This window comes from Spirillospora sp. NPDC047279 (assembly GCF_040643285.1).
Classification (GTDB): Bacteria; Actinomycetota; Actinomycetes; order Streptosporangiales; family Streptosporangiaceae; genus Spirillospora.
The window spans coordinates 137,797-159,172 of sequence record NZ_JBEYUA010000022.1; the positions used below are offsets into that span (position 1 = coordinate 137,797).

Annotated in this window: 26 protein-coding genes; 14 read left to right on the forward strand and 12 right to left on the reverse strand. The window is 73.6% G+C overall.

Features of this window, described 5'->3' with window-relative positions; translation table 11 throughout:
• Position 1: 1 nt before the first annotated feature.
• Positions 2-823, reverse strand: a complete 822-nt coding sequence (locus ABZ810_RS40640; RefSeq protein WP_358412251.1) for a tyrosine-protein phosphatase — start codon at positions 821-823, stop codon at positions 2-4.
• A gap of 289 nt (positions 824-1,112) precedes the next feature.
• On the opposite strand from ABZ810_RS40640, the gene ABZ810_RS40645 reads away from it, so the two are divergent.
• Positions 1,113-2,195 (forward strand): acyl-CoA desaturase, encoded by a 1,083-nt coding sequence (locus ABZ810_RS40645; RefSeq protein ID WP_358412252.1) that lies wholly within the window; start codon positions 1,113-1,115, stop codon positions 2,193-2,195.
• A 90-nt stretch (positions 2,196-2,285) separates the two neighbouring features.
• Positions 2,286-3,098 (forward strand): DNA-formamidopyrimidine glycosylase family protein, encoded by an 813-nt coding sequence (locus ABZ810_RS40650; RefSeq protein ID WP_358412253.1) that lies wholly within the window; start codon positions 2,286-2,288, stop codon positions 3,096-3,098.
• A gap of 232 nt (positions 3,099-3,330) precedes the next feature.
• On the opposite strand, the gene ABZ810_RS40655 is transcribed toward ABZ810_RS40650, so the two are convergent.
• The 4 genes from ABZ810_RS40655 to ABZ810_RS40670 all read right to left on the reverse strand — a co-directional run bounded on the left by ABZ810_RS40655 (position 3,331) and on the right by ABZ810_RS40670 (position 7,070).
• The gene (locus ABZ810_RS40655) at positions 3,331-4,236 is read right to left on the reverse strand and encodes a hypothetical protein (protein ID WP_358412254.1); all 906 of its coding nucleotides are present in this window, start codon (positions 4,234-4,236) and stop codon (positions 3,331-3,333) included.
• Positions 4,237-4,280: 44 nt separating this feature from the next.
• Positions 4,281-5,516, reverse strand: coding sequence for an isochorismate synthase (locus ABZ810_RS40660; protein ID WP_358412255.1), 1,236 nt, complete (start codon positions 5,514-5,516; stop codon positions 4,281-4,283).
• A gap of 84 nt (positions 5,517-5,600) precedes the next feature.
• Positions 5,601-6,197: a biotin transporter BioY gene (locus ABZ810_RS40665; RefSeq protein ID WP_358412256.1), complete on the reverse strand. Its 597-nt coding sequence runs from the start codon at positions 6,195-6,197 to the stop codon at positions 5,601-5,603.
• Positions 6,198-6,386: 189 nt separating this feature from the next.
• Positions 6,387-7,070 (reverse strand): spermidine synthase, encoded by a 684-nt coding sequence (locus ABZ810_RS40670; protein WP_358412257.1) that lies wholly within the window; start codon positions 7,068-7,070, stop codon positions 6,387-6,389.
• 128 nt (positions 7,071-7,198) lie between these two features.
• On the opposite strand from ABZ810_RS40670, the gene ABZ810_RS40675 reads away from it, so the two are divergent.
• The 4 genes from ABZ810_RS40675 to ABZ810_RS40690 all read left to right on the forward strand — a co-directional run bounded on the left by ABZ810_RS40675 (position 7,199) and on the right by ABZ810_RS40690 (position 10,159).
• Positions 7,199-7,699, forward strand: coding sequence for a CrcB family protein (locus tag ABZ810_RS40675; protein WP_358412258.1), 501 nt, complete (start codon positions 7,199-7,201; stop codon positions 7,697-7,699).
• On the forward strand, positions 7,696-8,055 hold the full coding sequence (gene crcB / locus ABZ810_RS40680; protein WP_358412259.1) for a fluoride efflux transporter CrcB: 360 nt from the start codon (positions 7,696-7,698) through the stop codon (positions 8,053-8,055). The genes ABZ810_RS40675 and crcB overlap by 4 nt, the downstream gene beginning before the upstream one ends.
• Positions 8,056-8,191: 136 nt before the next feature.
• Entirely contained in the window at positions 8,192-8,980 is a 789-nt protein-coding gene (locus ABZ810_RS40685; protein ID WP_358412260.1) for an SDR family oxidoreductase, read from the forward strand.
• 84 nt (positions 8,981-9,064) lie between these two features.
• Positions 9,065-10,159, forward strand: a complete 1,095-nt coding sequence (locus tag ABZ810_RS40690) for a trypsin-like peptidase domain-containing protein (RefSeq protein WP_358412261.1) — start codon at positions 9,065-9,067, stop codon at positions 10,157-10,159.
• 53 nt (positions 10,160-10,212) lie between these two features.
• Here the strand turns inward: ABZ810_RS40690 and ABZ810_RS40695 are convergent, their stop codons facing one another.
• From ABZ810_RS40695 to ABZ810_RS40705, 3 genes are all read right to left on the reverse strand, one after another.
• The gene (locus tag ABZ810_RS40695; protein WP_358412262.1) at positions 10,213-10,848 is read right to left on the reverse strand and encodes a maleylpyruvate isomerase family mycothiol-dependent enzyme; all 636 of its coding nucleotides are present in this window, start codon (positions 10,846-10,848) and stop codon (positions 10,213-10,215) included.
• Positions 10,849-10,951: 103 nt separating this feature from the next.
• Positions 10,952-12,244 carry an RNA polymerase sigma factor gene (locus ABZ810_RS40700; protein ID WP_358412264.1) on the reverse strand — a complete coding sequence of 431 codons (1,293 nt, stop codon included), beginning with the start codon at positions 12,242-12,244 and terminating at the stop codon, positions 10,952-10,954.
• Positions 12,245-12,252: 8 nt separating this feature from the next.
• Positions 12,253-12,567 (reverse strand): YciI family protein, encoded by a 315-nt coding sequence (locus ABZ810_RS40705; protein ID WP_358412297.1) that lies wholly within the window; start codon positions 12,565-12,567, stop codon positions 12,253-12,255.
• Positions 12,568-12,693: 126 nt separating this feature from the next.
• Between ABZ810_RS40705 and ABZ810_RS40710 the strand changes: the two genes are divergently transcribed.
• The 3 genes from ABZ810_RS40710 to ABZ810_RS40720 are packed head-to-tail and all read left to right on the forward strand — an operon-like array spanning position 12,694 to position 13,849.
• Positions 12,694-13,059: a VOC family protein gene (locus tag ABZ810_RS40710; protein WP_358412266.1), complete on the forward strand. Its 366-nt coding sequence runs from the start codon at positions 12,694-12,696 to the stop codon at positions 13,057-13,059.
• On the forward strand, positions 13,056-13,376 hold the full coding sequence (locus ABZ810_RS40715; protein WP_358412268.1) for a metalloregulator ArsR/SmtB family transcription factor: 321 nt from the start codon (positions 13,056-13,058) through the stop codon (positions 13,374-13,376). The genes ABZ810_RS40710 and ABZ810_RS40715 overlap by 4 nt, the downstream gene beginning before the upstream one ends.
• The gene (locus tag ABZ810_RS40720) at positions 13,373-13,849 is read left to right on the forward strand and encodes an SRPBCC domain-containing protein (protein WP_358412270.1); all 477 of its coding nucleotides are present in this window, start codon (positions 13,373-13,375) and stop codon (positions 13,847-13,849) included. The genes ABZ810_RS40715 and ABZ810_RS40720 overlap by 4 nt, the downstream gene beginning before the upstream one ends.
• Positions 13,850-13,922: 73 nt before the next feature.
• Here the strand turns inward: ABZ810_RS40720 and ABZ810_RS40725 are convergent, their stop codons facing one another.
• From ABZ810_RS40725 to ABZ810_RS40735, 3 genes are all read right to left on the reverse strand, one after another.
• The gene (locus tag ABZ810_RS40725; RefSeq protein WP_358412272.1) at positions 13,923-14,687 is read right to left on the reverse strand and encodes a glycosyltransferase family 2 protein; all 765 of its coding nucleotides are present in this window, start codon (positions 14,685-14,687) and stop codon (positions 13,923-13,925) included.
• Between the two features lie 139 nt (positions 14,688-14,826).
• Complete coding sequence (locus ABZ810_RS40730; RefSeq protein ID WP_358412274.1) at positions 14,827-15,564, reverse strand: radical SAM protein; 738 nt, start codon at positions 15,562-15,564, stop codon at positions 14,827-14,829.
• Positions 15,565-15,616: 52 nt separating this feature from the next.
• Positions 15,617-15,916, reverse strand: coding sequence for a hypothetical protein (locus tag ABZ810_RS40735; RefSeq protein WP_358412276.1), 300 nt, complete (start codon positions 15,914-15,916; stop codon positions 15,617-15,619).
• Positions 15,917-16,012: 96 nt separating this feature from the next.
• Here ABZ810_RS40735 and ABZ810_RS40740 point away from each other — a divergent pair, with 96 nt between their 5' ends.
• The 3 genes from ABZ810_RS40740 to ABZ810_RS40750 all read left to right on the forward strand — a co-directional run bounded on the left by ABZ810_RS40740 (position 16,013) and on the right by ABZ810_RS40750 (position 19,377).
• Complete coding sequence (locus ABZ810_RS40740) at positions 16,013-17,629, forward strand: family 10 glycosylhydrolase (protein ID WP_358412278.1); 1,617 nt, start codon at positions 16,013-16,015, stop codon at positions 17,627-17,629.
• A 55-nt stretch (positions 17,630-17,684) separates the two neighbouring features.
• The gene (locus ABZ810_RS40745; RefSeq protein WP_358412280.1) at positions 17,685-17,888 is read left to right on the forward strand and encodes a DUF3040 domain-containing protein; all 204 of its coding nucleotides are present in this window, start codon (positions 17,685-17,687) and stop codon (positions 17,886-17,888) included.
• 775 nt (positions 17,889-18,663) lie between these two features.
• Positions 18,664-19,377, forward strand: a complete 714-nt coding sequence (locus ABZ810_RS40750) for an ATP-binding protein (RefSeq protein WP_358412282.1) — start codon at positions 18,664-18,666, stop codon at positions 19,375-19,377.
• 40 nt (positions 19,378-19,417) lie between these two features.
• Here ABZ810_RS40750 and ABZ810_RS40755 read toward each other — a convergent pair whose 3' ends face one another.
• Entirely contained in the window at positions 19,418-20,035 is a 618-nt protein-coding gene (locus ABZ810_RS40755; RefSeq protein ID WP_358412284.1) for a MarR family transcriptional regulator, read from the reverse strand.
• Positions 20,036-20,177: 142 nt separating this feature from the next.
• On the opposite strand from ABZ810_RS40755, the gene ABZ810_RS40760 reads away from it, so the two are divergent.
• Positions 20,178-20,642: a cupin domain-containing protein gene (locus ABZ810_RS40760; RefSeq protein ID WP_358412286.1), complete on the forward strand. Its 465-nt coding sequence runs from the start codon at positions 20,178-20,180 to the stop codon at positions 20,640-20,642.
• 101 nt (positions 20,643-20,743) lie between these two features.
• Positions 20,744-21,292 (forward strand): dihydrofolate reductase family protein, encoded by a 549-nt coding sequence (locus tag ABZ810_RS40765; protein ID WP_358412288.1) that lies wholly within the window; start codon positions 20,744-20,746, stop codon positions 21,290-21,292.
• Positions 21,293-21,376: the final 84 nt, after the last annotated feature.

Here is a 21,376-nt window from a genome sequence, read left to right on the forward strand (position 1 = left end):
ATCAACCACCCAGCAGGCGACCGCGGAGGGCAGCGGTGTCCTCGTCGTCCCATCCGTGGGAGGTGAGCCACTCCAGCGGGCCGCCGAACCTCTCGTCCACGCGGGCCAGGAACTTCTCCATGATGTAGGCGTGCGGCATGTGGCTGTCGGCGGGGCGGGAGTCCAGGTCGTCGGCGTAGGTGCCGCTGGCGCGCAGGCGGGTCAGGATCGCGTCGAGGCGGTCGCCGGTCTGGGCGTAGTCGGCGACGACGGCCTCCCGGGTGACGCCGGCGACGTCGAGGGCGAACGCGCAGACGACGCCGGTGCGGTCCTTTCCTGCGGCGCAGTGCACCAGGGCGGATCCGGTGGGCCGGGTCATCACGCGCAGTGCCGCCACGATGGAGTCTGGGCGGTCCTCCAGGTAGCCGAGGTAGTGGCTGATCGGACGGTCCTGTGCGGGCGCGTTGTCGGGGCGGGTCTGCCAGGGCAGCACCTTGTCGATGTCGATGCCGTCGGTGCCTTCGGCGGGCTGGTCGGCGGCGACGTCGGTGTACCGGCCGCCCTCGGCGAACAGTGACAGGCCGTGGACGGTGACCGAGGGGGTGCGGGTGAGCGGGCCGGGGCCTTCGAGGCGGACCTCGGCCTCGCTGCGCAGGTCGATGACGTCCCTGAGCTCGTAGTCGTCGACGAGGGTGCGGATGTCGGCGACGGTCAGGTCCTGGAGGTTGTCCGAGCGCAGCACCCGCCCTCGCCGAGTCGTGCCGCCGTCGGTGGTGGGGAGTCCACCCAGGTCCCTGACATTGACCGCACCGTCCAGATCGATCCAGCGAGAGCGTGCATTCATGGCCTATGACCCTATATGGCCGGTCTGTCGTTTCTTTGTCGCGGGGGAGCTGACTCCACCCCTCCCGCGGGTGACAGGTCCCCGCCGGAAGAGAGGCCAACGTCCGTGTGCGCGCGGCCCGCAGCGGCCAGACTTGGCCACGAACGCCGCGTCCACGTGCGGTTAGGCGCCTGGTGAGACCTGCGAGCCAGGTCGCACATGGCTCCGTAGCGGGTGCCCAACAGGTCGCCCGGCTGCATAACGTGGCAGGCGGTCACCGCCCGTGCCCCCGCCTCGAATGGAGATTGTGATGCCCGACACCCTGCAAGCCACTCCCCAACGTCGTGCCGGTGGCAGCGACTTCGCGCCGCTGGCACGGCAGGTCCGCGACAGCGGGCTGCTGGAGAGGCGGCGCGGCCACTACGCGTGGCTGATCGGGGTGAACGTGGCGGCCACGGCCGGCCTGTGGGGCGCCGTGGCGTGGGCGGGTGCGTCCTGGTGGGCGGTGCTGCTGGCCGTTCCGCTGGCGCTGGTGTCGGCGCGTACGGGGTTCCTGGGGCATGACGCGGGGCACCGGCAGATCGCCCGGTCGCACCGCGCGAACCGGATCCTGGGGTTGCTGCTGGGCGATCTGATGCTGGGGATGGGTTACGGGTGGTGGAACGACAAGCACAACCGGCACCATGCCAATCCCAACCATGTGGGGAAGGACCCTGATGTCGGTGAGGGTCCGCTGGCGTGGACGCGGGAGCAGGCGGTGGGCCGGCGGGGGGTGCTGGGGTTCCTGGCTCGGCATCAGGCGTGGTTGTTCTTCCCGCTGCTGACGCTGGAGGGTTTCAACCTGAAGGTGAGCAGCCTGCTGTACCTGCGGCGGGCGACGCGGCGGGAGCGGTGGATCGAAGGGGTGCTGCTGTCGGCCCACCTGGTGGGCTATCTGGGCATGGCGTTCATGTTCCTGTCGCCGGTGCAGGCGGTGGTGTTCATCCTGGTGCACCAGGCGTTGTTCGGGGTGCATCTGGGCTGCTCGTTCGCGCCCAACCACAAGGGCATGGACATGCCGGAGGACTGGACGCGCTGGGATCATCTGCGGCGGCAGGTGCTGACGTCGCGCAACGTGCGCGGCGGGCCGGTGACCGACTACATGCTGGGCGGCCTGAACTACCAGATCGAGCATCATCTGTTCCCGAGCATCCCGCGGCCGAACCTGCGCAAGGTGCAGCCGCTGGTGCGCGAGCACTGCGCGCGGGTGGGGTTGCCGTTCGTGGAGACGGGGCTGCTGGAGTCGTACCGGCAGGCGCTGGGGCACATGCGTGATGTGGGTGAGCCGTTGCGGTCGGGTGCGGAGCCCGGTCCGGTGGACGGTCAGCCGGAGGGTCCGGAGGCCCGGGTGTAGAGCTCGGCCGCGTTGGCGGTGGGGAGCGGGTCCCGGGGGTGAGCCGAAAGGTGGGCTCGCCCCCGGCGGGCGCTCTATCCTTGGGGCACGATGCCTGAGGGACATACGATTCACCGTCTGGCCGCCGAGCACATGCGGATGTTCGGCGGCCGTCGTTTGCGGGCGGCGAGCCCGCAGGGCCGGTTCGACGAGGGTGCCCGGCTGCTGGACGGGCAGGTGCTGAACGAGGCGGACGCGCACGGCAAGCATCTGCTGCTGCGGTTCGAGGACGAGCGGCTGCTGCACATTCATCTGGGCCTGTACGGGACGTACACCTTCGGGCGGGTGCCGGCGCCCGCGCCGCAGGGGCTGGTGCGGTTGCGGCTGGTGGGCGAGTCGGAGTTCGCCGATCTGCGCGGCCCCAACGCGTGTGAGCTGCTCGAGCCGGGTGAGGTCAAGGTGCTGCACGACCGGCTGGGGCCCGATCCGCTGCGCGGCGACGCCGACCCGGGTGAGGCGTGGCGGCGCATCGCGCGCAGCCGCACCAGCATCGCGGCGCTGCTGCTGGACCAGGCGGTGGTGGCGGGCCCGGGGAACGTCTACCGCGCCGAGGTGCTGTTCAGGCAGGGCATCGATCCGTCGACGCCGGGCCTGGCGCTGGACGAGGCGCGGTGGTCGGCGATCTGGGCCGACCTGGTGCTGTTGATGCGCGAGGGTGTGCGGACGGGCCGGATCGACACGGTGCGTCCCGAGCACACGCCCGAGGCGATGGGCCGTCCGCCGCGCGTGGACGACCACGGCGGTGAGGTGTACGTGTACCGGCGTGCCGGCATGCCGTGTCTGGTGTGCGGCACCCAGGTGCGCACGCAGCGGCTGGTGGGCCGCAACCTGTTCTGGTGCCCCGTCTGCCAGCCCGCCACCTGACCTGCCGCGCCGTGATCGGGCGGCCGCCCTGTGAGCGGGCGTGGGGTCAGCCGACGAATTCGCTGTCGCCGTAGCGGAGCGTCGCCTGGGTCCAGTCGCCGCCGATGGTGGTGACGAACCGGTGTGCGAGCGGGGCCGCGGCCGGGTGGCGGTGAGTCATCGGTGATCCCCCAGGTGGTGGTCGGTGCCGGTGCGGTCCGATGGTCCAGCCTCGCGCCGCGGACCGGGGTGATCACGTTGGTGGCCTGCTTTGGCCGTCGGGAATATTGGGAATAGGCGGGGTCGTCACTCGCCGGCCGGGGCCCGGTGGGTCCTGCGGTGCGGGCTCGCCGAAGCGGGCCAGCGCCAGGGTGCCGGTCAGGGCGAGGGCGAACCCGGCCACCGCCAGCGGCACCAGGCCGTCGCGGGTGTGGTCGCCCAGCAGCCAGATGCCCACCGCGGCGGGCACGACGGTCTCGGCGACGACCATCGCGGCCGTGGTGGCGGTGACCGAGCCCCGCTGCAGCGCGGTGGCGTAGAACAGCAGTGCCCCGGCGCCGGCGGCGGCCAGCGCGTAGGCGGCCGGGTCGCGTACCAGGTCCAGCGGCGCCAGGCTGGTCAGGACGCGCGCGGCGACCGCCACGACGGCGAAGCCCAGCCCGGCGACCAGGCCGAGCGCCACCGAACGCGCGGCGCCGCGCAGCCGTCCCGCGGCCGCGCCCAGCGCGTACAGCAGCACGGTCGCGGCCGGCAGCGCCCAGTGGAAGCCGGCCGAGACGTGCGCGGGCCCTTCGCGCCCGGCCGAGACGCCGAGCAGTGCCAGCCCCGCGCACACCACGGCGACGGCGGTCCACTCGGCGCGCGACGGCCGCACCTTCAGGATCGGCCCGGCGGCGATCGCGGTGACGGCCAGGGACGCGGCGATGACCGACTGGACGACGAACAGCGGCAGCGCCCGCAGGGCCGCCAGCTCCAGCGCGAACCCGGCCAGGTCGAGGGTGATCCCGGCAAGGAAGGGCAGTTGCGTGGCCAGGCGCAGCAGCAGCCGCGGGTCGACGGTGTCGGCGGCGGGCGCGCGGCGCGCCGAGACGGCCTCCAGCACCGTGGCCAGGCCGAAGCACACGCTGGCGGCCAGGGCTCCGAGCAGGCTCCAGATCACCCGTTCACCGTACGTAACCGCCGGTGGCGTGCGGGTGAGCGGGGTCAGCCCTCCAGGGCGTACTGCATGGCGCGGAACTTGGTCTGCGCCTCGGCCAGCTCGGCGGCCGGGTCGGAGTCGGCGACGATGCCGCAGCCGGCGAACAGCCGTGCGGTGGTGCCGTCCAGCTCCGCGCAGCGCAGCGCGATGCCCCACTCGCCGTCGCCGCGCGCGTCGACCCAGCCGACCGGCCCGGCGTAGCGGCCGCGGTCCATCACCTCGAGCTCGCGGATGAGGTCGAGCGCGACGTCGGTGGGCGTGCCGCACACCGCGGGCGTGGGGTGCAGCGCCGCGACGACGTCCAGGACGGAACGTTCGCCGCGCAGCCGGCCGTGCACGGGGGAGGCCAGGTGCGTGACGTTGGGCAGCGTCAGCAGCTCGGGCTCGTCGGGGACCGTCAGCTCGGCGCACAGCGGGGCGAGCGCGTCGCGGACCATCTCGGCGGCGTAGGCGTGCTCCTCGCGGTCCTTGGCGGAGGACGCCAGCCGCGCCGCGCGGGCGGCGTCCTCGGCGGGCGTGGTGCCGCGTGCGGTGGTGCCGGCCAGGACCAGCGAGTCGACGCGGTCGCCGGAGCGGCGGATGAGCAGCTCGGGGGTGGCGCCGACCAGGCCCGCGACCGAGAAGGTGTAGCAGGCCGGGAAGCGGCCGGCCAGGCGGCTCAGCAGGACGCGGGCGTCGATCGGCTCGGCGGCCCGTGCGCGCAGGTCGCGGGCCAGCACGACCTTGCCGAGGCGGCCGCCGCGGATGCGGTCGACGGCCGCGGCGACGGCCTGCTCCCAGCCGGGCGCGGTGAGCGTGCCGTCGCTCCAGTCCAGGCGGGTCGGCGCAGCCGGCGGCCGGACGAGCGCGAGCGGGTCGGCGTCACCGCCGATGGTGGTCAGCCAGGCCACGCCGTCGCGGCGGCCCAGGATCCAGCGCGGCACGATCAGCACCGAGTCGGGCGACTTGGGGTCGAAGCCGAAGCTGCCGAACGCGACCGGGCCCGAACCGGGCACCTGGACGGCGTCGTCGATCTCGGCCGAGCCGAACAGGTCGCGCAGCCAGCGGTCGGCGGCGGCGAAGCGGTCCTCGCCGCCGGGCAGCACCAGGCGGGCCGCCTCGCCCCAGCCGACGATGCCCTCCCCGTGGCGGACCCAGGCCAGCGCGGCGGGATGCGGAAGTCGCGAGACGAGGTCGCCGGGGTCGGCGACCCGCTCGGTGCGGACGGTGAGTCGGTCCGGTGCGGTCACGGCGAGCTTCACGGGAGCCACTCTACGGGAGAGTTGAACCCGTTCAAACGGTAGGGGCGGGCCCCGGTGGTGAGGCGTGCGCCACACCGGCCGGGGTCAGCCGGAGGTGGTGCCGCGCCCCGTTCCGGCGAGCTTCCACGCCGCGGGCAGCAGCGCGGCGGCCAGCAGCACCTTCAGCGCGTCGCCGGCCAGGAACGGCACCAGGCCCAGGTCCAGCGCCTTGCCCAGGTCCACGCCCAGCGAGGCCATCAGGTACGGGACACCGACCGCGTAGATGATCGCCGTGCCCAGCAGCATCGTGCCGACGGTGCGCAGCGGCGTGCGGTCGCCGCCCCGCCCGGCCAGGCGGCCGACGGCGGCGGCCGCCACCACGAACCCGATCACGTAGCCGAGGGTGGGCAGGCCCGTGCCGGACTCGCCGTCCACGAACCACGGCAGGCCCGCCATCCCGGCGAGCAGGTAGATCACCATGCCGAGGGCGGCGCGGCCCCAGCCGAGCGCGGCACCGGCCAGCAGCACCGCGAACGTCTGCCCGCTGACCGGGACCGGCGTGCCCGGCAGCGGCACGGCGACCTGGGCCGCCAGGCCGACGAACACCGCCGACCCGGCGACGAGCGCGGCGTCGCGGGCCAGGGAGCCGGGGAGCAGGTCGCCCAGGACGCGGGGGCGCCGGGCCGCTTGCACAGTAGTCACAAAACCCTCCACAAAGTCTGTGTCAGGTCGAAACCTAGCGAATCGCCGCATGCGGTCCGATCACCCGGGGCACAGATTCGGGTCCCCGATCTTTGTCCGGCCCCCGCATGGACGAGCCGCACCCCACGTCACTGGCGTCCGCGGCGCGGGTGCGGCGGGCGGGTGAGGGTTGCGGCTCAGGGATGAGGGTCAGGGGCGGGCGAGGTAGACGATGTCGGGCTCGCCGCGCGGGACGGGCACCGGCCGTGTCTCCACCCGCCCGAACCGCTCGCGCAGCAGGGTCTCGAACGCGGGCGCGGCGCCCGCGCTCCACACCGCCAGGACGCCGCGGCCGGTGAGCCGCGCCGCCAGCAGGTCCAGGCCCGCGGGTCCGTACAGGCGGGCGTTGCCGGGGGTGACGGTCCAGTGCGGGCCGTTGTCGATGTCCAGGCAGATCGCGTCGTACCCGCCGCCATCGCTGCCGCCACCGCCGTCGCGCAAGTGGTCGAGGAGGTCGGCGTTGGCGAGGAGGACGCGCGGGTCGTCCAGCGCACCCCCCGAGAAACGCCGCAGGTGGGTGGCGTGCCAGCCGATGACCGCGGGCTCGATCTCCACGACGGTGACCGCGGCGACTCCCGGCAGCGCGACGGCCTCGGCCAGGGAGAAGCCCACGCCCAGGCCGCCGATCAGCACCCGCGCCGGCGGGCCGCCCGGGCCCAGCGCCGCCACCGCCGCGCGCACCAGCAGCCGTTCGGACTCGCCGTTGCGGGTGTCCATGAGGAACACCCCGTTGCTGATGATCTCGAAGTCGTCGCCGGCGCGCCGCAGCACCAGATCGCCGCCGCTGCGGCCGGGCGCGCGCTCGAGCGTGGCCGGCTCCCCGATGACGTTCACCCGGGCAGCCTAACCGGGAGACGGGCGGGACGCCGGTTAAGGTGGACGCGTGGGGTGACGGCGGTGGGGCTCGCCGAAATCCGCGGACTCCGGCCCGCCAACGGTCCCTGGAACACGAGGGGAGACCGATGGCGCGGCCACGCACACCGGCGCACACGCCAGACCACCCACCTGCACGCCCGGCACGCCCGCCAGCGCCCGCGCGGACGCGCACCCGGCGGGCGCTGATCCTGGCGGCCATCGCCGCCGGAGGCGGGCTGGGCAGCACCGCCCGCCACCTGATCGAGACCGCGATGCCCGCCGCGCCCGGCGCCGTCCCCTGGGCGACCCTGCTGATCAACGTCACCGGCTGCCTGGCGATGGGGGCCCTCATGGTCGGCGTCCTGGAGGCGTGGCCGCCCAGCCGCTACGTCCGCCCGTTCTGGGGCATCGGGTTCCTCGGCGGGTTCACCACCTTCTCCACCTACGCCCTGGAGCTGCGAGACCTGGGCGGCGGCGGCGCGTGGAACGCCGCCGCCGGGTACGCGCTGGGCAGCATCGCGGCCGGGATCGCCGCGGTCTGCGCGGGCACCGTCGCCGCCCGTGCCCTGGCCCGGCGGCGGCGCCCGGCGGGGGAACGGCACACGTGACGCTGCTGCTGGTGTTCGCCGGCGGCGCGATCGGGGCGCCCGCACGGTACGTCCTGGACCGGCTGATCATGCGCCGGCGGCGCGGCCCGTTCCCCTGGGGCACCCTCGTGGTGAACCTCGTCGGGTCGGTGATCCTGGGGGCGCTGGCGGGCGCGCAGGTGTCCGGCGCGGCCGCCTCGCTCGTCGGGGTCGGGTTCTGCGGGGCGCTCACCACGTTCAGCACGTTCGGGTACGAGACGGTGCGGCTGGCCGAGGACGGCCGGACCGCCGCCGCGGCCGGCTACGCCGCCGCGAGCCTGCTGCTCGGCGTCACCGCCGCCGCCACCGCGTACGCCGCCGCCTCCTGGCTGCTGTGACCCGGCCGCAGTGACCCGGTCGGCTCCCGGCCTCGCCTCCCATCCCGCAGCCCGGCCCGCGCGGGGGGAGGCCGCCGCCCGCGGGTCCGATCTTGGGTCTGGGCGGCCCGGCGGGCCGCGGGCTAGCGTCACCGCCATGGCTGAAACCCGTCTCCTGCCGGGCCGCCGCATCCTGGTGGTCGGCGCCGGCACCCGCCCCAGCGACGACCCCGGCGCACCTCCCGGCAACGGCCGCGCCATCGCGGTGACCGCCGCCCGCGAGGGCGCCGCCGTGGCCTGCGCCGACATCGACGAGGCGGCCGCCGCCGACACCGCCAAGCTCATCACCGAGAGCGGCGGCGCCGCGCACGTGCTGGCCGGCGACGCCGCCGACCCCGACGCCTGCGCGCGGATCGTCACCGCCGCCGTCCAAGCCCTGGACGGCCTGGACGGCGTGGTGTTCAACCCCGGCATCGGCGTCGGCTACGGGCTGTCCGGCACCGAACCCGCCGACTGGGACCGGGTGCTCGCGGTCAACCTGCGCGGCCCGTTCCTGACCAGCAAGGCCGCCATGCCGCTGCTGGGCGAAGGCGCCGCGATGGTGTTCGTCGGATCGCTGGCCGGGACCAAGCCCGGCACGCTGTCACCCTCCTACGACGCCTCCAAGGCCGGGCTGACCGGCCTGGTGCGGCACGTCGCCGCCGAGGGCGCACCGCGCGGCGTCCGCGCGAACGTGGTCGCGCCCGGCCTCATCGACACCGTCATGGGCCGGGCGGCGTCCGCCGGCAACTCCGCCCGCGACCGCGCCGCCAAACTCGTCCCGCTCGGCCGGCAGGGCACCGCGTGGGAGGTCGCCGAAGTCGCGGTGTTCCTACTGTCGGAACGCGCGAGCTACGTCACCGGCCAGGTCATCGGCGTCGACGGAGGCCTGTCCACCCTGCGCTGAACCCCGGCCCGCCGCACACCCTCAGGGGATTACGGATTCACCTTCCACGGTTACCGTGTAACGATGTAATCATCGGGAGGTGAGATGAGCCCAGAACCGATCTCCGACCCCATCCCCGACCCCCGCGACTCCGATCCCCGGGACGCAGACCCCCTCGACTCAGACCCCCTCGACTCAGACCCGCGCGACTCAGACCCGCGCGACCCGGACGCCTCCGGCACCCCCGTGCCCGGCGAGGCCGGCGGAGCCACCGAGCCGCTCGACGCCTACTCGCGGGCGGTGTCGGCCGTCGCCCGCGAGCTCACCCCGCGCGTGGCGAGCCTGCGGGTGGGCCGCCGCGGCGGCGAAGGCGCCGGGTCGGCCGTCACCTTCACCGCCGACGGCTTCCTGCTCACCAACGCCCACGTCGTCGGCGGCGCCCGCGGCGGGCAGGCCGCGTTCTCCGACGGCACCACCACCTCGTTCACCGTCGTCGGCACCGACCCGCTGTCGGACCTGGCCGTCGTCCGCGCCGACGGCGACACCCCCGGCCCGGCCACCCTCGGCGACAGCGACACCCTGGTCGTCGGCCAGCTCGTCGTCGCCGTCGGCAACCCGCTCGGCCTCGCCGGATCGGTCACCGCCGGCGTCGTCAGCGCGCTGGGCCGGTCCCTGTCCACCCGCAGCGGCGGCACCGTCCGCGTCATCGAGGACGTCATCCAGACCGACGCCGCCCTCAACCCCGGCAACTCCGGCGGCGCCCTCGCCGACGCCCGCGGCCGCGTCGTCGGCGTCAACACCGCCGTCGCCGGCATCGGCCTCGGCCTCGCCGTCCCGATCAACGCCACCAGCCGCCGCATCATCGGCGCGCTCATGCGCGACGGGCGGGTCCGGCGCGCGTTCCTCGGCCTGGTCGCCAACCCCGTCCCGGTCCCGGCCCCGCTGCGCGAACGGCTCGGCCGGCGCGACGCGCTGCGCGTGGCCGACGTCGTGCCCGGCAGCCCCGCCGAGCACGCCGGGCTGCGCCGCGGCGACCTGGTCCTGACCGCCGGCGGCGAGCCCGTCAGCCACGCGCAGAGCCTGCAACGGCTCATGTTCGCCGAGGCCATCGGGCGCCCGCTGCCCATCACCGTCCTGCGCAACGGCGCCATGGTCGACGTCATCGCCCAACCCACCGAACTGAACGCCGAACACGCCTGACCCCGGCCACCCCAGCGCGGCCACCCAGCGCCCCACCTCAGCCCGGCGCCGCCTCAGCCGGCCGCGGCGGCGAAGCGGGCGCTGTGCTCGCCGGCCAGATGCCCGGCGGGCAGGCGCCGGCCCGCCAGCACCATCAGCAGGTCCTGCGCCGCGCCCGTCACCGGCGTGCCCGACCCGTACGACCAGTCCATGTCGTCGGCGGCCAGCCGCACCCCGTCCAGGTCGGCGCCGAAGTACCTCACCCCGCGCGGCGTGGCCATCCCCTCCAGCACCACCCGCAGCCGCTCCTGCGGAACGCGGCGCTCCAGGCCGAGCGCGACCGTGATGTCCAGGCCGTGCACGACGTCGTGGGTGAGCGCCCCCGCGTAGCCGCCGCCCGGCGGCTTCCACGGGTGCGTGGTGTTGTCGCGCAGCGCCGCGTGCAGGTCGGCCGCCGGGATCGCCGCGGCGTCGCGCCGCGCCATCTTGTCCAGCACGCGGTTCATGCGGCCGCCGCCCTTGGCCAGCTCCCACAGGAACCGTGCCCCCGACGAGCGGTAGGACGTGGTGATATGCGCGGCCACCTCCCGCACCCGCCACCCCTCGCACAACGACGGCCGATCCCAGTCGGCGGGCTCCAGCGCGCCCAGCAGCGCCGCCAGCGCCCCGCGTTCCGCGGCGATCTCGGTCCTGAGCTCCGACTCGTTCATCTGCCTGCCCTCCTGCCGGTGGATACGCTTGCACCCCACCGACGAACGGCACCCGCCCCCACGGACACCCGCCCCCGGGCACCGGCCCGAAATGTCTCCCAGGTCACGCGCCGCCGTTCACCTCGGCGAGGCGGCGCTCCAGATAACGGCGGTCAGAACCCGCCGACGCCAGCTCCAGCGCCTCCCGGTAGGCGTGCGCCGCCTCGGCGGCACGGCCCAGCCGGCGCAGCAGATCGGCGCGCACCGCGGGCAGCAGGTGATACCCCGCCAGCCGTCCCGACGCCGTCAGCTCCCGCACCAGCGGCAGCGCCGCGGCCGGGCCGTGCGCCATCCCCACCGCGACCGCCAGGTTCAGCTCGACCACCGGCGAGGGCGCCAGCCGCAGCAGCTCCCCGTACAGGGCGGCGATCTGCGGCCAGTCGGTGTCGGCGGCGCGGGCCGCCGTCGCGTGGCAGGCGGCGATCGCGGCCTGCACCTGGTACGGGCCGGGACGGCCGCGCCGCAGCACCCGCTCCAGCAGCGCCGTGCCCTCGCCGATCTCCGCCGCGTCCCACCGCGCCCGGTCCTGATCCTCCAGCAGCACCAGGTCACCCGAACCGTCGAACCGTGCGGCGCGGCGCGCGTCGTGCAGCAACATCAGCGCCAGCAACCCCACCGCCTCCGGCTCGTCGGGCATCAGCCGCGCCAGCACCCGGCCCAGCCGGATCGCCTCGCCGCTCAGCTCCACCCGCACCGGGTCGGCTCCCGCCGACGCCGTGTACCCCTCGTTGAACAGCAGATACAGCACCGCCAGCACCGCAGGCGTACGTTCGGGCAGCAGATGCGCGGGCGGCACCCGGTACGGGATGCCGGCATGCCGGATCTTCTGCTTGGCGCGCGTCAGCCGCTTGGACATCGCCGGCTCGCCCACCAGGAACGCCCGCGCGATCTCCGCGGTGGTCAGCCCGGCCAGCGTCCGCAGCGTCAGCGCCACCTGCGCCTCCAGGCCCAGCGCCGGATGGCAGCAGGTGAACATCAACCGCAGCCGGTCATCGGGCACCCCCGCGTCGCCGGCGTCGAAGCCGCCGCCCGCACCGGTGCCAGGATCGGGATCGGGATCGGGATCGGGATAGAGCATGGCCGCCTCCCGCAGCCGGGCCGCGCCGACCGCGGCGCGGCGGAGCCGGTCGGTGGCGCGGTTGCGCGCCGTCGTCGTCAGCCACGCGCCGGGCCGGTCGGGCACCCCGTCACGCGGCCAGGTGCGCAGCGCCTGCGCGAACGCCTCCTGCGCGCACTCCTCGGCCAGGTCCCAGTCGCCGGTGACGCGGATCAGCGTCGCCACCACCTGGCCCCACTCGTCCCGGAACGCCCGCTCCAGCGCCGCTCCCGTACCCGCGGGAACGCCGGCAGGCTCCACGCCGCCGGTCACTGCGGCCAGAGCGGCCGGATCTCGATCGTGCCGTACCCGGACGCCGGATGCCTGGCCGCGATCTCGATGGCCTCGTCCAGATCGGCGCACTCGATCAGGCAGAACCCGCCGATCTGCTCCTTGCTCTCGGCGAACGGCCCGTCGGTCAGCAGCACCTGGTCGTCGCGCACCCGCACGGTCGTCGCCTCGCTCGGCGGCCGCAGCCCGCCGCCGCCGACCAGCACCCCGCGCCCGGCCATCTCCTCGCTCCAGCCGCCGCAGCCGTCGTCGGCGTGCTCGGCCGCGGACTCGTCCCCGGCGATCAGCAACATGTACTTCACGATTCCTCCGTATCAGGACCCCGGGCAGGGCCCGCCTCCTACCCACCCGACGAACGCCCCCGCCCCCATCGGACCACACCTTGATAGGTAGGGGAAATCCTACGTATCATGGTGGCCATGACGATCACACGCGTACAGCGGCTGTCCCTCCCCGTCACCGACCAGGACCGCGCCAAGGACTTCTACACCGGCGCCCTCGGCTTCCAGCTGCTCGGCGACACCCCCGTCCCGTTCGGCGACGACGCCCGCTGGCTGGAGGTCGCCCCGCCCGGCGCCGCCACCAGCCTGGTCCTCACCACCTGGCTGGAGATGGAGCCCGGCGGCGTCACCGGCCTCATGCTGGAGACCGCCGACCTGGACGCCGACCTGGCGCGCCTGCGTGACGCCGGCGTCACCGCGCACGGCCCGACCGACACCCCGTGGGGACGGCAGGCCACCTTCACCGACCCCGACGGCAACGGGTTCGTCCTCGCGCAGGCGTGACCGGCACCGTCGACGACCTGTTCGGCGCGCTGGCCAGTCCCGTCCGCCGCGAGCTGCTGCGGCTGCTGCTGGAGGGCCCGAGCACGGTCAACGCGCTGGCCGCGCACTTCGCCATGGCCCGGCCCAGCGTGTCCGAGCACCTGAAGGTGCTGCGCGACGCCGGCCTGGTCGCCGAGACCCGGCACGGCCGCGAACGCCACTACCGGCTGGAGGCCGGCCCGCTGATGGAGCTGGCCGACTGGCTGCACCCCTACGAGCGGTTCTGGCGGCAGAAGATGGCCGACCTGCGCGACCTGCTGGACGAGGAGGACTCATGACCACCACCGGCGACGACCTGCGCACCATCCACGTCGACCAGTTCCTGCCGCACCCGCCCGCCCGGGTGTGGCGGGCGCTGACCGACCCCGAGCTGCTGGCACGCTGGTTCATGCCGTGCGACTTCCGGCTCGAGATCGGGCACCGCTTCACCCTCACCACCCAGCCGCGCCCCAACGTGCGGTTCGAGGGCGTGTGCCACTGCCAGGTGCTGGAGTTCGAGAACGAGAAGATGCTGCGCTACAGCTGGCGCGACCCCGGCCAGGACAACGGCCTGGACTCCACCGTCACCTGGCGGCTGGAACCCGAGGGCACCGGCACCCGCCTGTTCCTCGAACACGACGGCTTCGACCCCGACAACCCCAACCAGCAGATGGGACGCCGCATCATGGGCGGCCCCGGCGGCTGGGCGGGCATCCTGCGGCGCCTCGACGGCACCCTGGACACCGGCCCCGCGGCCGGCGCGGAGGAGTGACCGCAGGGAAGGCGAAGGGCCCCGGTCCGCCTTCGGGAGGCGGGCCGGGGCCCTTGGGTCGCCGTCGTGCGGGTCAGGCGGCCGCCGCCGCGGGCAGCGGGGTCGGCTCGGGCAGCACCGTCAGGTCGCGGACCGGGTGCACGCGGCTGCCGACCATCATCTTCAGCACCCGCCAGCCGTCCCGCCAGGTGTTGAGGTGCGACTCGCCGAACAGCCGGTCGCTCTCGAAGCTGGCGACCTCGGCGATGCGCAGCCCGGTGGTGACCGCGTTGACGCACATCTCGGTCTCGATCTCGAACCCCGACGACTGCAGCTGCAGCCGCCCGACCGCGCTGCGGCGCATCGCGACGTAGCCGTAGCACAGGTCGGTCCACGAGGTGCGGTAGAGCGTGTTGGCCATGCGGGTCAGCCACTTGTTGCCGGTCCGGCGCAGGAACGTCAGGTCCTCCGAGCCGCCGCCGCACGCGTACCGCGAGCCCTTCACGAAGTCGAAGCCGCGCGCGACCAGCGCCACGAACGCCGGGATCTCCCGCGGGTCCATGCTGCCGTCGGCGTCGAGCATCACGATGACCTCGCCGGTGGCGGCGGCGAACCCGGCCTGCAGCGCCGCGCCCTTGCCGCGCGGCGGCTGGCTGATGACGACCGCGTCGGGACGCAGCGCCGCGGCGAGCTCGGCCGACCCGTCGGTGGACTCCCCGTCCACGATGACGATCTCGTCGACACCCGTCAGCCGCGGCAGCAGCCATCGCAGGTTGTCGGCCTCGTTCAAGGTCGGGATGACGGCCGTGACCGTCGGCGCGGGGCTGGACATGCGGCTCAGGTCTGCGGTGGCGTTCATCGTCGGCTCCGTGACTGTGTGTTGGCGACGTTCTGTTAGATGTGACGACGGCCACCAGATGTTTGAAAAAATCTTGACGGTGTCCTTATGTCCTCCACAGAGCCACTTACATGTCCCGGCGCCGCATCCGGCCCGGGCGTCACAGCAGGCTCAGCTGCTCGGGCCCGGCCGCCGCCGGCCGCTCCCGTTCCCGCCTCCGCTCACCGCGCCGCCCGCCGCGCCGCCCGATGCCGTACCGCTCGGCCAGCTCACGCACCCGCGCGCTGATCTGATCCTGGTAGTCCCTGGGCGCGTACGCGCCGCCCCGGTACAGCCGCGCGTACGGCACCACCAGGTCGGGGCGGTGCTCGCGCAGCCACGCCAGGTACCACTCGCGCGCCCCCGGCCGCAGATGCAGCGTGATCGCGCCGATCGAGGTGGCGCCCGCCTGCGCCGCCTGCCGGACCACCTCCTCCAGCTGCCGCGGCGAGTCGCTCAGGTAGGGCAGCACCGGGCCCATCAGCACGCCGCAGTCCACGCCCGCGCCGTTCAGCGCCGCGCACACCTCCAGCCGCTTGCCCGGCGAGGGCGTGCCCGGCTCCACCTGGCGCCACAGTTCCCGGTCCAGCGATCCCACCGACACCATCGTGCCGACGTCGGCGCGTTCGGCCGCCTCGGCCAGCAGCGGCAGGTCGCGCAGGATCAGCGACCCCTTGGTGAGGATCGAGAACGGGTTGGCCGCGTCGCGCAGCGCCTCGATGATCCCCGGCATCAGCCGGTAGCGGCCCTCGGCCCGCTGGTAGCAGTCGACGTTGGTGCCCATCGCGACGTGCTCGCCCCGCCACCGCGGCGCCGCCAGCTCGCGGCGCACCAGACCGGCCGCGTTGACCTTCACCACGACCCTGGAGTCGAAGTCGGCGCCGGCGTCCAGGTCCAGGTACTCGTGGGTCTTACGCGCGAAGCAGTAATTTGCAGGCGTGGGAGCAGCCCCGGTACGGGTTGATGGTCCAGCGGAACATCATCCGCGACGCCGGCGGCACCCGGTTGATGATCGAACGGGCCTGGATCTCGTAGAACGTCATGCCGCGGAACTCCGGCGTGGCGAACGTCCGCGCCACCGCGGTGCGCTCCAGCAGCGGCAGGGCCGGGCCCTGCGCCTCCTCGGCCGGCCGCAGATGATCCCACCGCATGCGAACCCCTCCTTGATCGAACGCCAGCACGATAGTCGTGTTCTGCGCAGTCTTGAACATGTGTTCGAAGAACGCAAGCCGAGGTCAGCGTGATTTCGGGCGAGGGTGGGCGGTTCGGGCAAAAGCACGGCAACGAGTAAGTAACAATGGGCCGCTATGGCATGGCACTTTGGGGCGAGAGCGAGGGCATCGGCGGCGGCGCTGGCGGCCGCCGGGCTGCTGACGGCGTGCATCCCGGCGATCGGCGACAGCGGCGGCAGCGGCGGCGAGGCCGGCGGCACCGCCGAGCGGGCGCAGGCGCCCGACGCCGGCCGCGGCGAGTGCGCGGTCAAGGCGCCGGCGGGCGACTCCAGGCAGCGGCAGGTGCGCGCCATGTGGATCGCCACCGTCGCCGGCATCGACTGGCCGCGCGACCCCAAGAAGCCCGCCGCCGTCCAGCAGGCGCAGTTCCGCAAGCTGCTCGACACCGCCAAGGCGATGAACTTCAACGCCGTGTTCGTGCAGATCCGGCCCAACTCCGACGCGTTCTACCCCTCGCCCTACGAGCCGTGGTCCAAGTGGCTGACCGGCACCCCCGGCAAGAACCCCGGCTACGACGTCCTCGACTTCATGATCAAGGAGTCGCACGCGCGCAACCTGGAGTTCCACGCCTGGTTCAACCCCTACCGGGTGAGCCGTGACAACGACCTGAAGAAGCTGGCGCCCAACAGCCCCGCCCGCCAGAACCCCGGCTGGGTCCGCCAGTACGGGACCGGCCTGTGGTACGACCCGGGCCTCCCGCAGGTGCGCGACCTGGCCACCAAGTCGGTCATGGACGTCGTGCGCAAGTACGACATCGACGCCGTGCACTTCGACGACTACTTCTACCCCTATCCCGAGGGCGGCAGGGACTACCCCGACCAGGCCACGTTCAAGGCCTACGGCAAGGGCATGAGCAAGGCCGACTGGCGGCGCCAGAACGTCGACACGATGGTCCGCGGCCTCGCACAGAAGATCGGCGAGGCCAAGCCGTGGGTGCGGTTCGGCATCAGCCCGTTCGGGGTGTGGCGCAACTCCACCTCCGACCCGTCCGGATCCAAGACCAGGGCGCTGCAGAGCTACAGCGACCAGTACGCCGACACCCGCAAGTGGATCAAGCAGGGGTGGATCGACTACGTCACCCCTCAGCTGTACTGGCCGATCGGCGACCCGCGCGCCGACTACGCCGGGCTGGTCGGCTGGTGGTCCAGGGAGGTCGCCGGCACCAAGGTGCAGCTGACCATCGGGCAGGCCGCCTACCGCGTCGGCGAGGACTCCACCTGGAAGAACCCCGCGGAGCTGTCACGCCACCTCGACCTCAACAAGAGGTACCCGGCGGTCAAGGGCGACGTGTACTTCAGCGGCAAGGACCTGGCCTCCAACCGGCGCGGGTTCGCCGAACGGCTGCGCAAGGACCACTACGCGCGGCCCGCCATCCCGCCCGCCGCGCCCGGCGGCAAGGCGCCCGCGCCCGCCCGCGGCGTGACGGCGGAGCGTGACGGCAGCGGCGTCAAGGTGCGCTGGCAGACCACCAGGGACGCCACCGCCCACGCGGTCTACCGCGTCGACGGCAAGCGGCCCGGCTGCGCGCCGGTCGACGCCGGGACCCTGCTGGCCAGCGTGCGCGGCGGCGGCATCGTCGACCCCACCGCCAAGCCCGGCGCGACCTACACCTACTACGTCACCGCCCTGGACCGCCTCCACCACGAGAGCGCCCCGTCCCGAGGCGCAACGGTTACCGTCCGGGGCGGATAAAGATCTTGCCTCCGGGGGAGGAACACAGCACTTGCACGCCCCCCGGAGGTATGGCATGGCGCTGTCGATGGAAGAGCAGCGGATCCTCGCCGAGATCGAGATCCAGCTCCGTGAGGACGACCCGCGGCTGGCCCATCGTCTGTCGAGACTCGGCCAGGAGCGGCGCAGCCGCCGGATCCGGCTGATCGCGGCCATCGTGGTGGCCGCGGTCGGCGTGGTGACGGCGATCGCGGCCGCGATCATCACCGCGTTGTCCTAGGAGGGCGGGTGCCGCGGGCGGCCGGCCCGGCCGCCCGCGGGACGCGCTCTCCGCACCTTTCCAGGGCGCGCACTCGCGCGGCGCACCGGCCCGAACTCCGCCGCGGCGGCTACGGATGCCGGTGGAACGCGATCAGGCCGAGGGACTCGGCCGCCTCTGACACCCCAGCATGGCCGCCAACGATGACGCCGGCGTTACCGGCGGGTTCCAAGTAAGGGAGTCCGTGACGCCCGGCCACGGGCCGGCGCCCCGGCGACGCCGAAGGCCCCGGTGAGGGTTTCCCTCTCACCGGGGCCTCCGACGTCAGGCCGGTGTGGTGGTCGCCTCACGGCGAAAGGCACAACGTAGCTCCAGCCCGGTTGCCCGGCGGTATTCCACGAAGGCTTTGTGTAGAGCCCGGGGGACACATGCCACACCGACACCGACCACCATAACGGCATCCGGGCAGTGCCCGTTCCATCCGGGGCCCCGAAACGCGATCACCTGACTGGAAAGTGAGGATTATGTACGAACGTGCACCCGTGTCCCCGGCGGGGCGTCCTCACATGTGATGGGCGCGGGTAAGCGATGAGCCGAGACGGATCGACAAGGCCGGCGGCGCCCCCAGCGCGGGGCGCAAGGGCGGGCGGGTGCGTGCACCCTGGCCGCCGCCGGTACGGGGAACTCCCGGTTCGGCCAGATCTGGAGGCAGGGCCCTATCGCGCGGCGCCTACCGGGAACATGCCCTGTGGGTGCTGACCTGCGGGGGACCGGCAGAGGTGAGGAGTTCGGGGCATTGAGTACAAAATGGCTCGGGATCGAGGGACGCACGGGGGTCGGCGAGCGGGCGGCGGTCTGGGATCTGGCCGCGGAAGCCCGCGCCGCGTCCCACGCCCGCGCGCTCACCACCGAGACCCTGCGAGCGTGGCGGGTCACCGACCCCGCCGACATCGACGACATCGTGCTGATGGTCGACGAACTGGTCACCAACGCGATCGTGCACGGTGACGGGCCGGTGAGCCTGCGCCTCCGGCTGGAGGCGCACCGCCTCGTCGGCGAGATCAGCGACGGCAACCCCGAGAAACCCGGCGGCCCCACCTCGCCGCCGCTCATGGACTGGGCCGAGGCCGGCCGCGGCCTGCTGCTGGTCAGCGCACTGGCCACCGACTTCGGCTGCCGCCCCGAGGGCGACGGCAAGACCGTCTGGTTCGCGCGCCTCCTGCACGGCGCCACCAACGGCGCCACCTGCACCCGGCCGACCGCGACCGCCGACACCGCCGACACCGCCGACACCGCCGACACCGCCACCGGCATCTCCGCCGAGATGCCCGCCACCTTCACCGACCCCGCCCCCGCCGCCGTGGCGGCCCAGGCCGACACACCCCTGGACGCGGGCCCCCTCGCCGTCGCCGACATGGACGCACCGGCGGCCGGCCCGCCCGCCCGCGGCCCCGGCCCGGCCCTCCCAGGCCCCACCGGCCCCGGAGAGCCTCCCACCGGCTACCTCTGACCGACGACGCCGACCGGACCGGCGCCGTCGCCGGGCCCGGTCAGGCAGGGGCGGTCAGGTGGTGCAGGAGCTTGCGCGCCAGGGCGTCCAGGGTGGTCAGTTCTTCGGGTGTCAGGCAGTCCAGCAGGGCGGTGACGTTGGCGGTGTGCCGGGTCATGGCGGCGTCGACGGTGGCGTAGCCCTGGTCGGTGAGGCGGATCTGGAAGCTGCGCCGGTCGGCGCGGTCCAGGGAACGTTCGATCATCCCGGCCGACTCCAGCCGGTCCAGCCGGTTGGTCATCCCCGCCCGCGACAGCATCAGCAGGTCCGACAGGCGTGAAGGGCTGAGGGCGTACGGGGCGCCCGAGCGCCGCAGCGCCGCCAGGACGTCGAACTCGCCGCGTTGCAGCCCGAACTCGGTGAACACCCGCTCCTGGGCCGGGCCCAGGAGCAGGTTCACCCGGCCCAGCCGGCCGACGGCCGCGATCGCGGCCAGGTCCAGGTCCGGCCGTTCCCGCTGCCAGGCGGCCACCACAGCGTCCACAGCGTCGGCGGCGTTCACGGCGTCCACGGCGTTCACGGCGTCGGCGGAGGCCGCCGGATCGCCGGCGGGCGGGCTGGGAGCGGGGGCGGGTGAGCCGGAGGCGGGGGCGTGGTCATGCGGGTTCGCGGCACTCATGCCCCCATCATAGTTCGAGGTCAAATACCGATAGCACCGTATAGTTTGACGTCGTACTATCAGACGTGGAATCATCTCCGGCATGAGCGGAACACGACCCCCGGGGACGGCCCCGGACCAGCGGACAGCGTTCAGTCCCCTGGTGGTACACGCACAGGACGCCGAGTTCCTCGGCGCCGGATCGAACACCATCGCCCTGCTGGCCGACGCCTCGGCCACCGGCGGCCTGCTCGGAGCCAGCCGCACCACGCTCGGCCGGGGCAAGGACGGCGCGACCCCGCACTATCACCGCGGCTCGGCCGAGCTGTTCTTCGTCCTGGACGGGCGGCTCCAGGTGCTGGCGGGCGAGGAAGTGGTGGAGGCCGAGGCCGGCGCCACCCTCGTGGTCCCGCCGCACACCGTCCACGCCTTCGCGGCCGCACCCGGATCGGGCGCCGACCTGCTGATCATGATCACCCCGGGCGTGGAGCGGTTCGACTACTTCCGCCTGCTCGACCGCGTCCGCCGCGGCCACGCCGACCCCCAGGACCTGCTGGCCGTCCAGGACCGCTTCGACACCCACTTCGTCGACAGCACCCCCTGGCACGCCACCCGCGCAGCCGCCTGACCTCACCCCCGACAACCGCCTTCGACGCCCGCCCCCCGACCACACCCACTCTCACTCTCACTCTCACCGGCACCAGGCCGCACACCCCCCAGGGAGACATCATGCGAAAGATCATCGCCTCCACCTACGCCACCCTCGACGGCTTCATCGACGACCCCCACGAGTGGTCCCTGAGCTACAACAGCGAGGACGCCATGGCCTACGCCTTCGCCCTGACCACCGGCTGCGACGCGCTGCTGCTGGGCCGCGTCACCTACGAGGGGATGGCCCAGGCCTGGCCGAACATGGGCGGCAACCCCTACTCCGACCACGTCAACGCCATGACCAAGTACGTGGTGGCCTCCCAGCCGGTCGACACCGCCGCGTGGAACCCCACCGTGGTCATCCCGGGCGACGACCTCACCACCGAGATCTCCAAGGTCAAGGAGCAGGACGGCGGCGACATCCTGATCTGGGGCAACGGCCGCCTCACCGACCACCTGGCCACCGCCGGGCTGCTCGACGAGTACCGGGTCTGGATCTACCCCGTCCTCAGGGGCCAGGGCGAGCCGCTGTTCCGCCCCGAAAGCGTCACCGGCATCGAACTCACCGGCACCACCACCTTCACCTCCGGCGTCACCGTCCTCACCTGCAGGCCCACCTCCGTTTGAACGCCGCAGGCGTTCACCGCCGGGGGCCGCGCCAGAAAGGAAGTTAACACGTGTGAAATCAAAACACCCGACTCGGAATCACGG

Excerpts from the sequence above, each read along its gene's own strand:
- ABZ810_RS40755 (WP_358412284.1), bottom strand. The coding sequence starts at position 20,035 with ATGAGTGCCGCGAACCCGCATGACCACGCCCCCGCCTCCGGCTCACCC.
- ABZ810_RS40735 (WP_358412276.1), bottom strand. The coding sequence starts at position 15,916 with ATGTTCAAGACTGCGCAGAACACGACTATCGTGCTGGCGTTCGATCAA.
- ABZ810_RS40745 (WP_358412280.1), top strand. The coding sequence starts at position 17,685 with ATGGCGCTGTCGATGGAAGAGCAGCGGATCCTCGCCGAGATCGAGATC.
- ABZ810_RS40720 (WP_358412270.1), top strand. The coding sequence starts at position 13,373 with ATGACCACCACCGGCGACGACCTGCGCACCATCCACGTCGACCAGTTC.
- ABZ810_RS40725 (WP_358412272.1), bottom strand. The coding sequence starts at position 14,687 with ATGAACGCCACCGCAGACCTGAGCCGCATGTCCAGCCCCGCGCCGACG.
- ABZ810_RS40765 (WP_358412288.1), top strand. The coding sequence starts at position 20,744 with ATGCGAAAGATCATCGCCTCCACCTACGCCACCCTCGACGGCTTCATC.
- ABZ810_RS40690 (WP_358412261.1), top strand. The coding sequence starts at position 9,065 with ATGAGCCCAGAACCGATCTCCGACCCCATCCCCGACCCCCGCGACTCC.
- ABZ810_RS40705 (WP_358412297.1), bottom strand. The coding sequence starts at position 12,567 with ATGTTGCTGATCGCCGGGGACGAGTCCGCGGCCGAGCACGCCGACGAC.
- ABZ810_RS40675 (WP_358412258.1), top strand. The coding sequence starts at position 7,199 with ATGGCGCGGCCACGCACACCGGCGCACACGCCAGACCACCCACCTGCA.
- ABZ810_RS40650 (WP_358412253.1), top strand. The coding sequence starts at position 2,286 with ATGCCTGAGGGACATACGATTCACCGTCTGGCCGCCGAGCACATGCGG.
- ABZ810_RS40685 (WP_358412260.1), top strand. The coding sequence starts at position 8,192 with ATGGCTGAAACCCGTCTCCTGCCGGGCCGCCGCATCCTGGTGGTCGGC.
- ABZ810_RS40640 (WP_358412251.1), bottom strand. The coding sequence starts at position 823 with ATGAATGCACGCTCTCGCTGGATCGATCTGGACGGTGCGGTCAATGTC.
- ABZ810_RS40695 (WP_358412262.1), bottom strand. The coding sequence starts at position 10,848 with ATGAACGAGTCGGAGCTCAGGACCGAGATCGCCGCGGAACGCGGGGCG.
- ABZ810_RS40710 (WP_358412266.1), top strand. The coding sequence starts at position 12,694 with ATGACGATCACACGCGTACAGCGGCTGTCCCTCCCCGTCACCGACCAG.
- ABZ810_RS40645 (WP_358412252.1), top strand. The coding sequence starts at position 1,113 with ATGCCCGACACCCTGCAAGCCACTCCCCAACGTCGTGCCGGTGGCAGC.
- ABZ810_RS40740 (WP_358412278.1), top strand. The coding sequence starts at position 16,013 with ATGGCATGGCACTTTGGGGCGAGAGCGAGGGCATCGGCGGCGGCGCTG.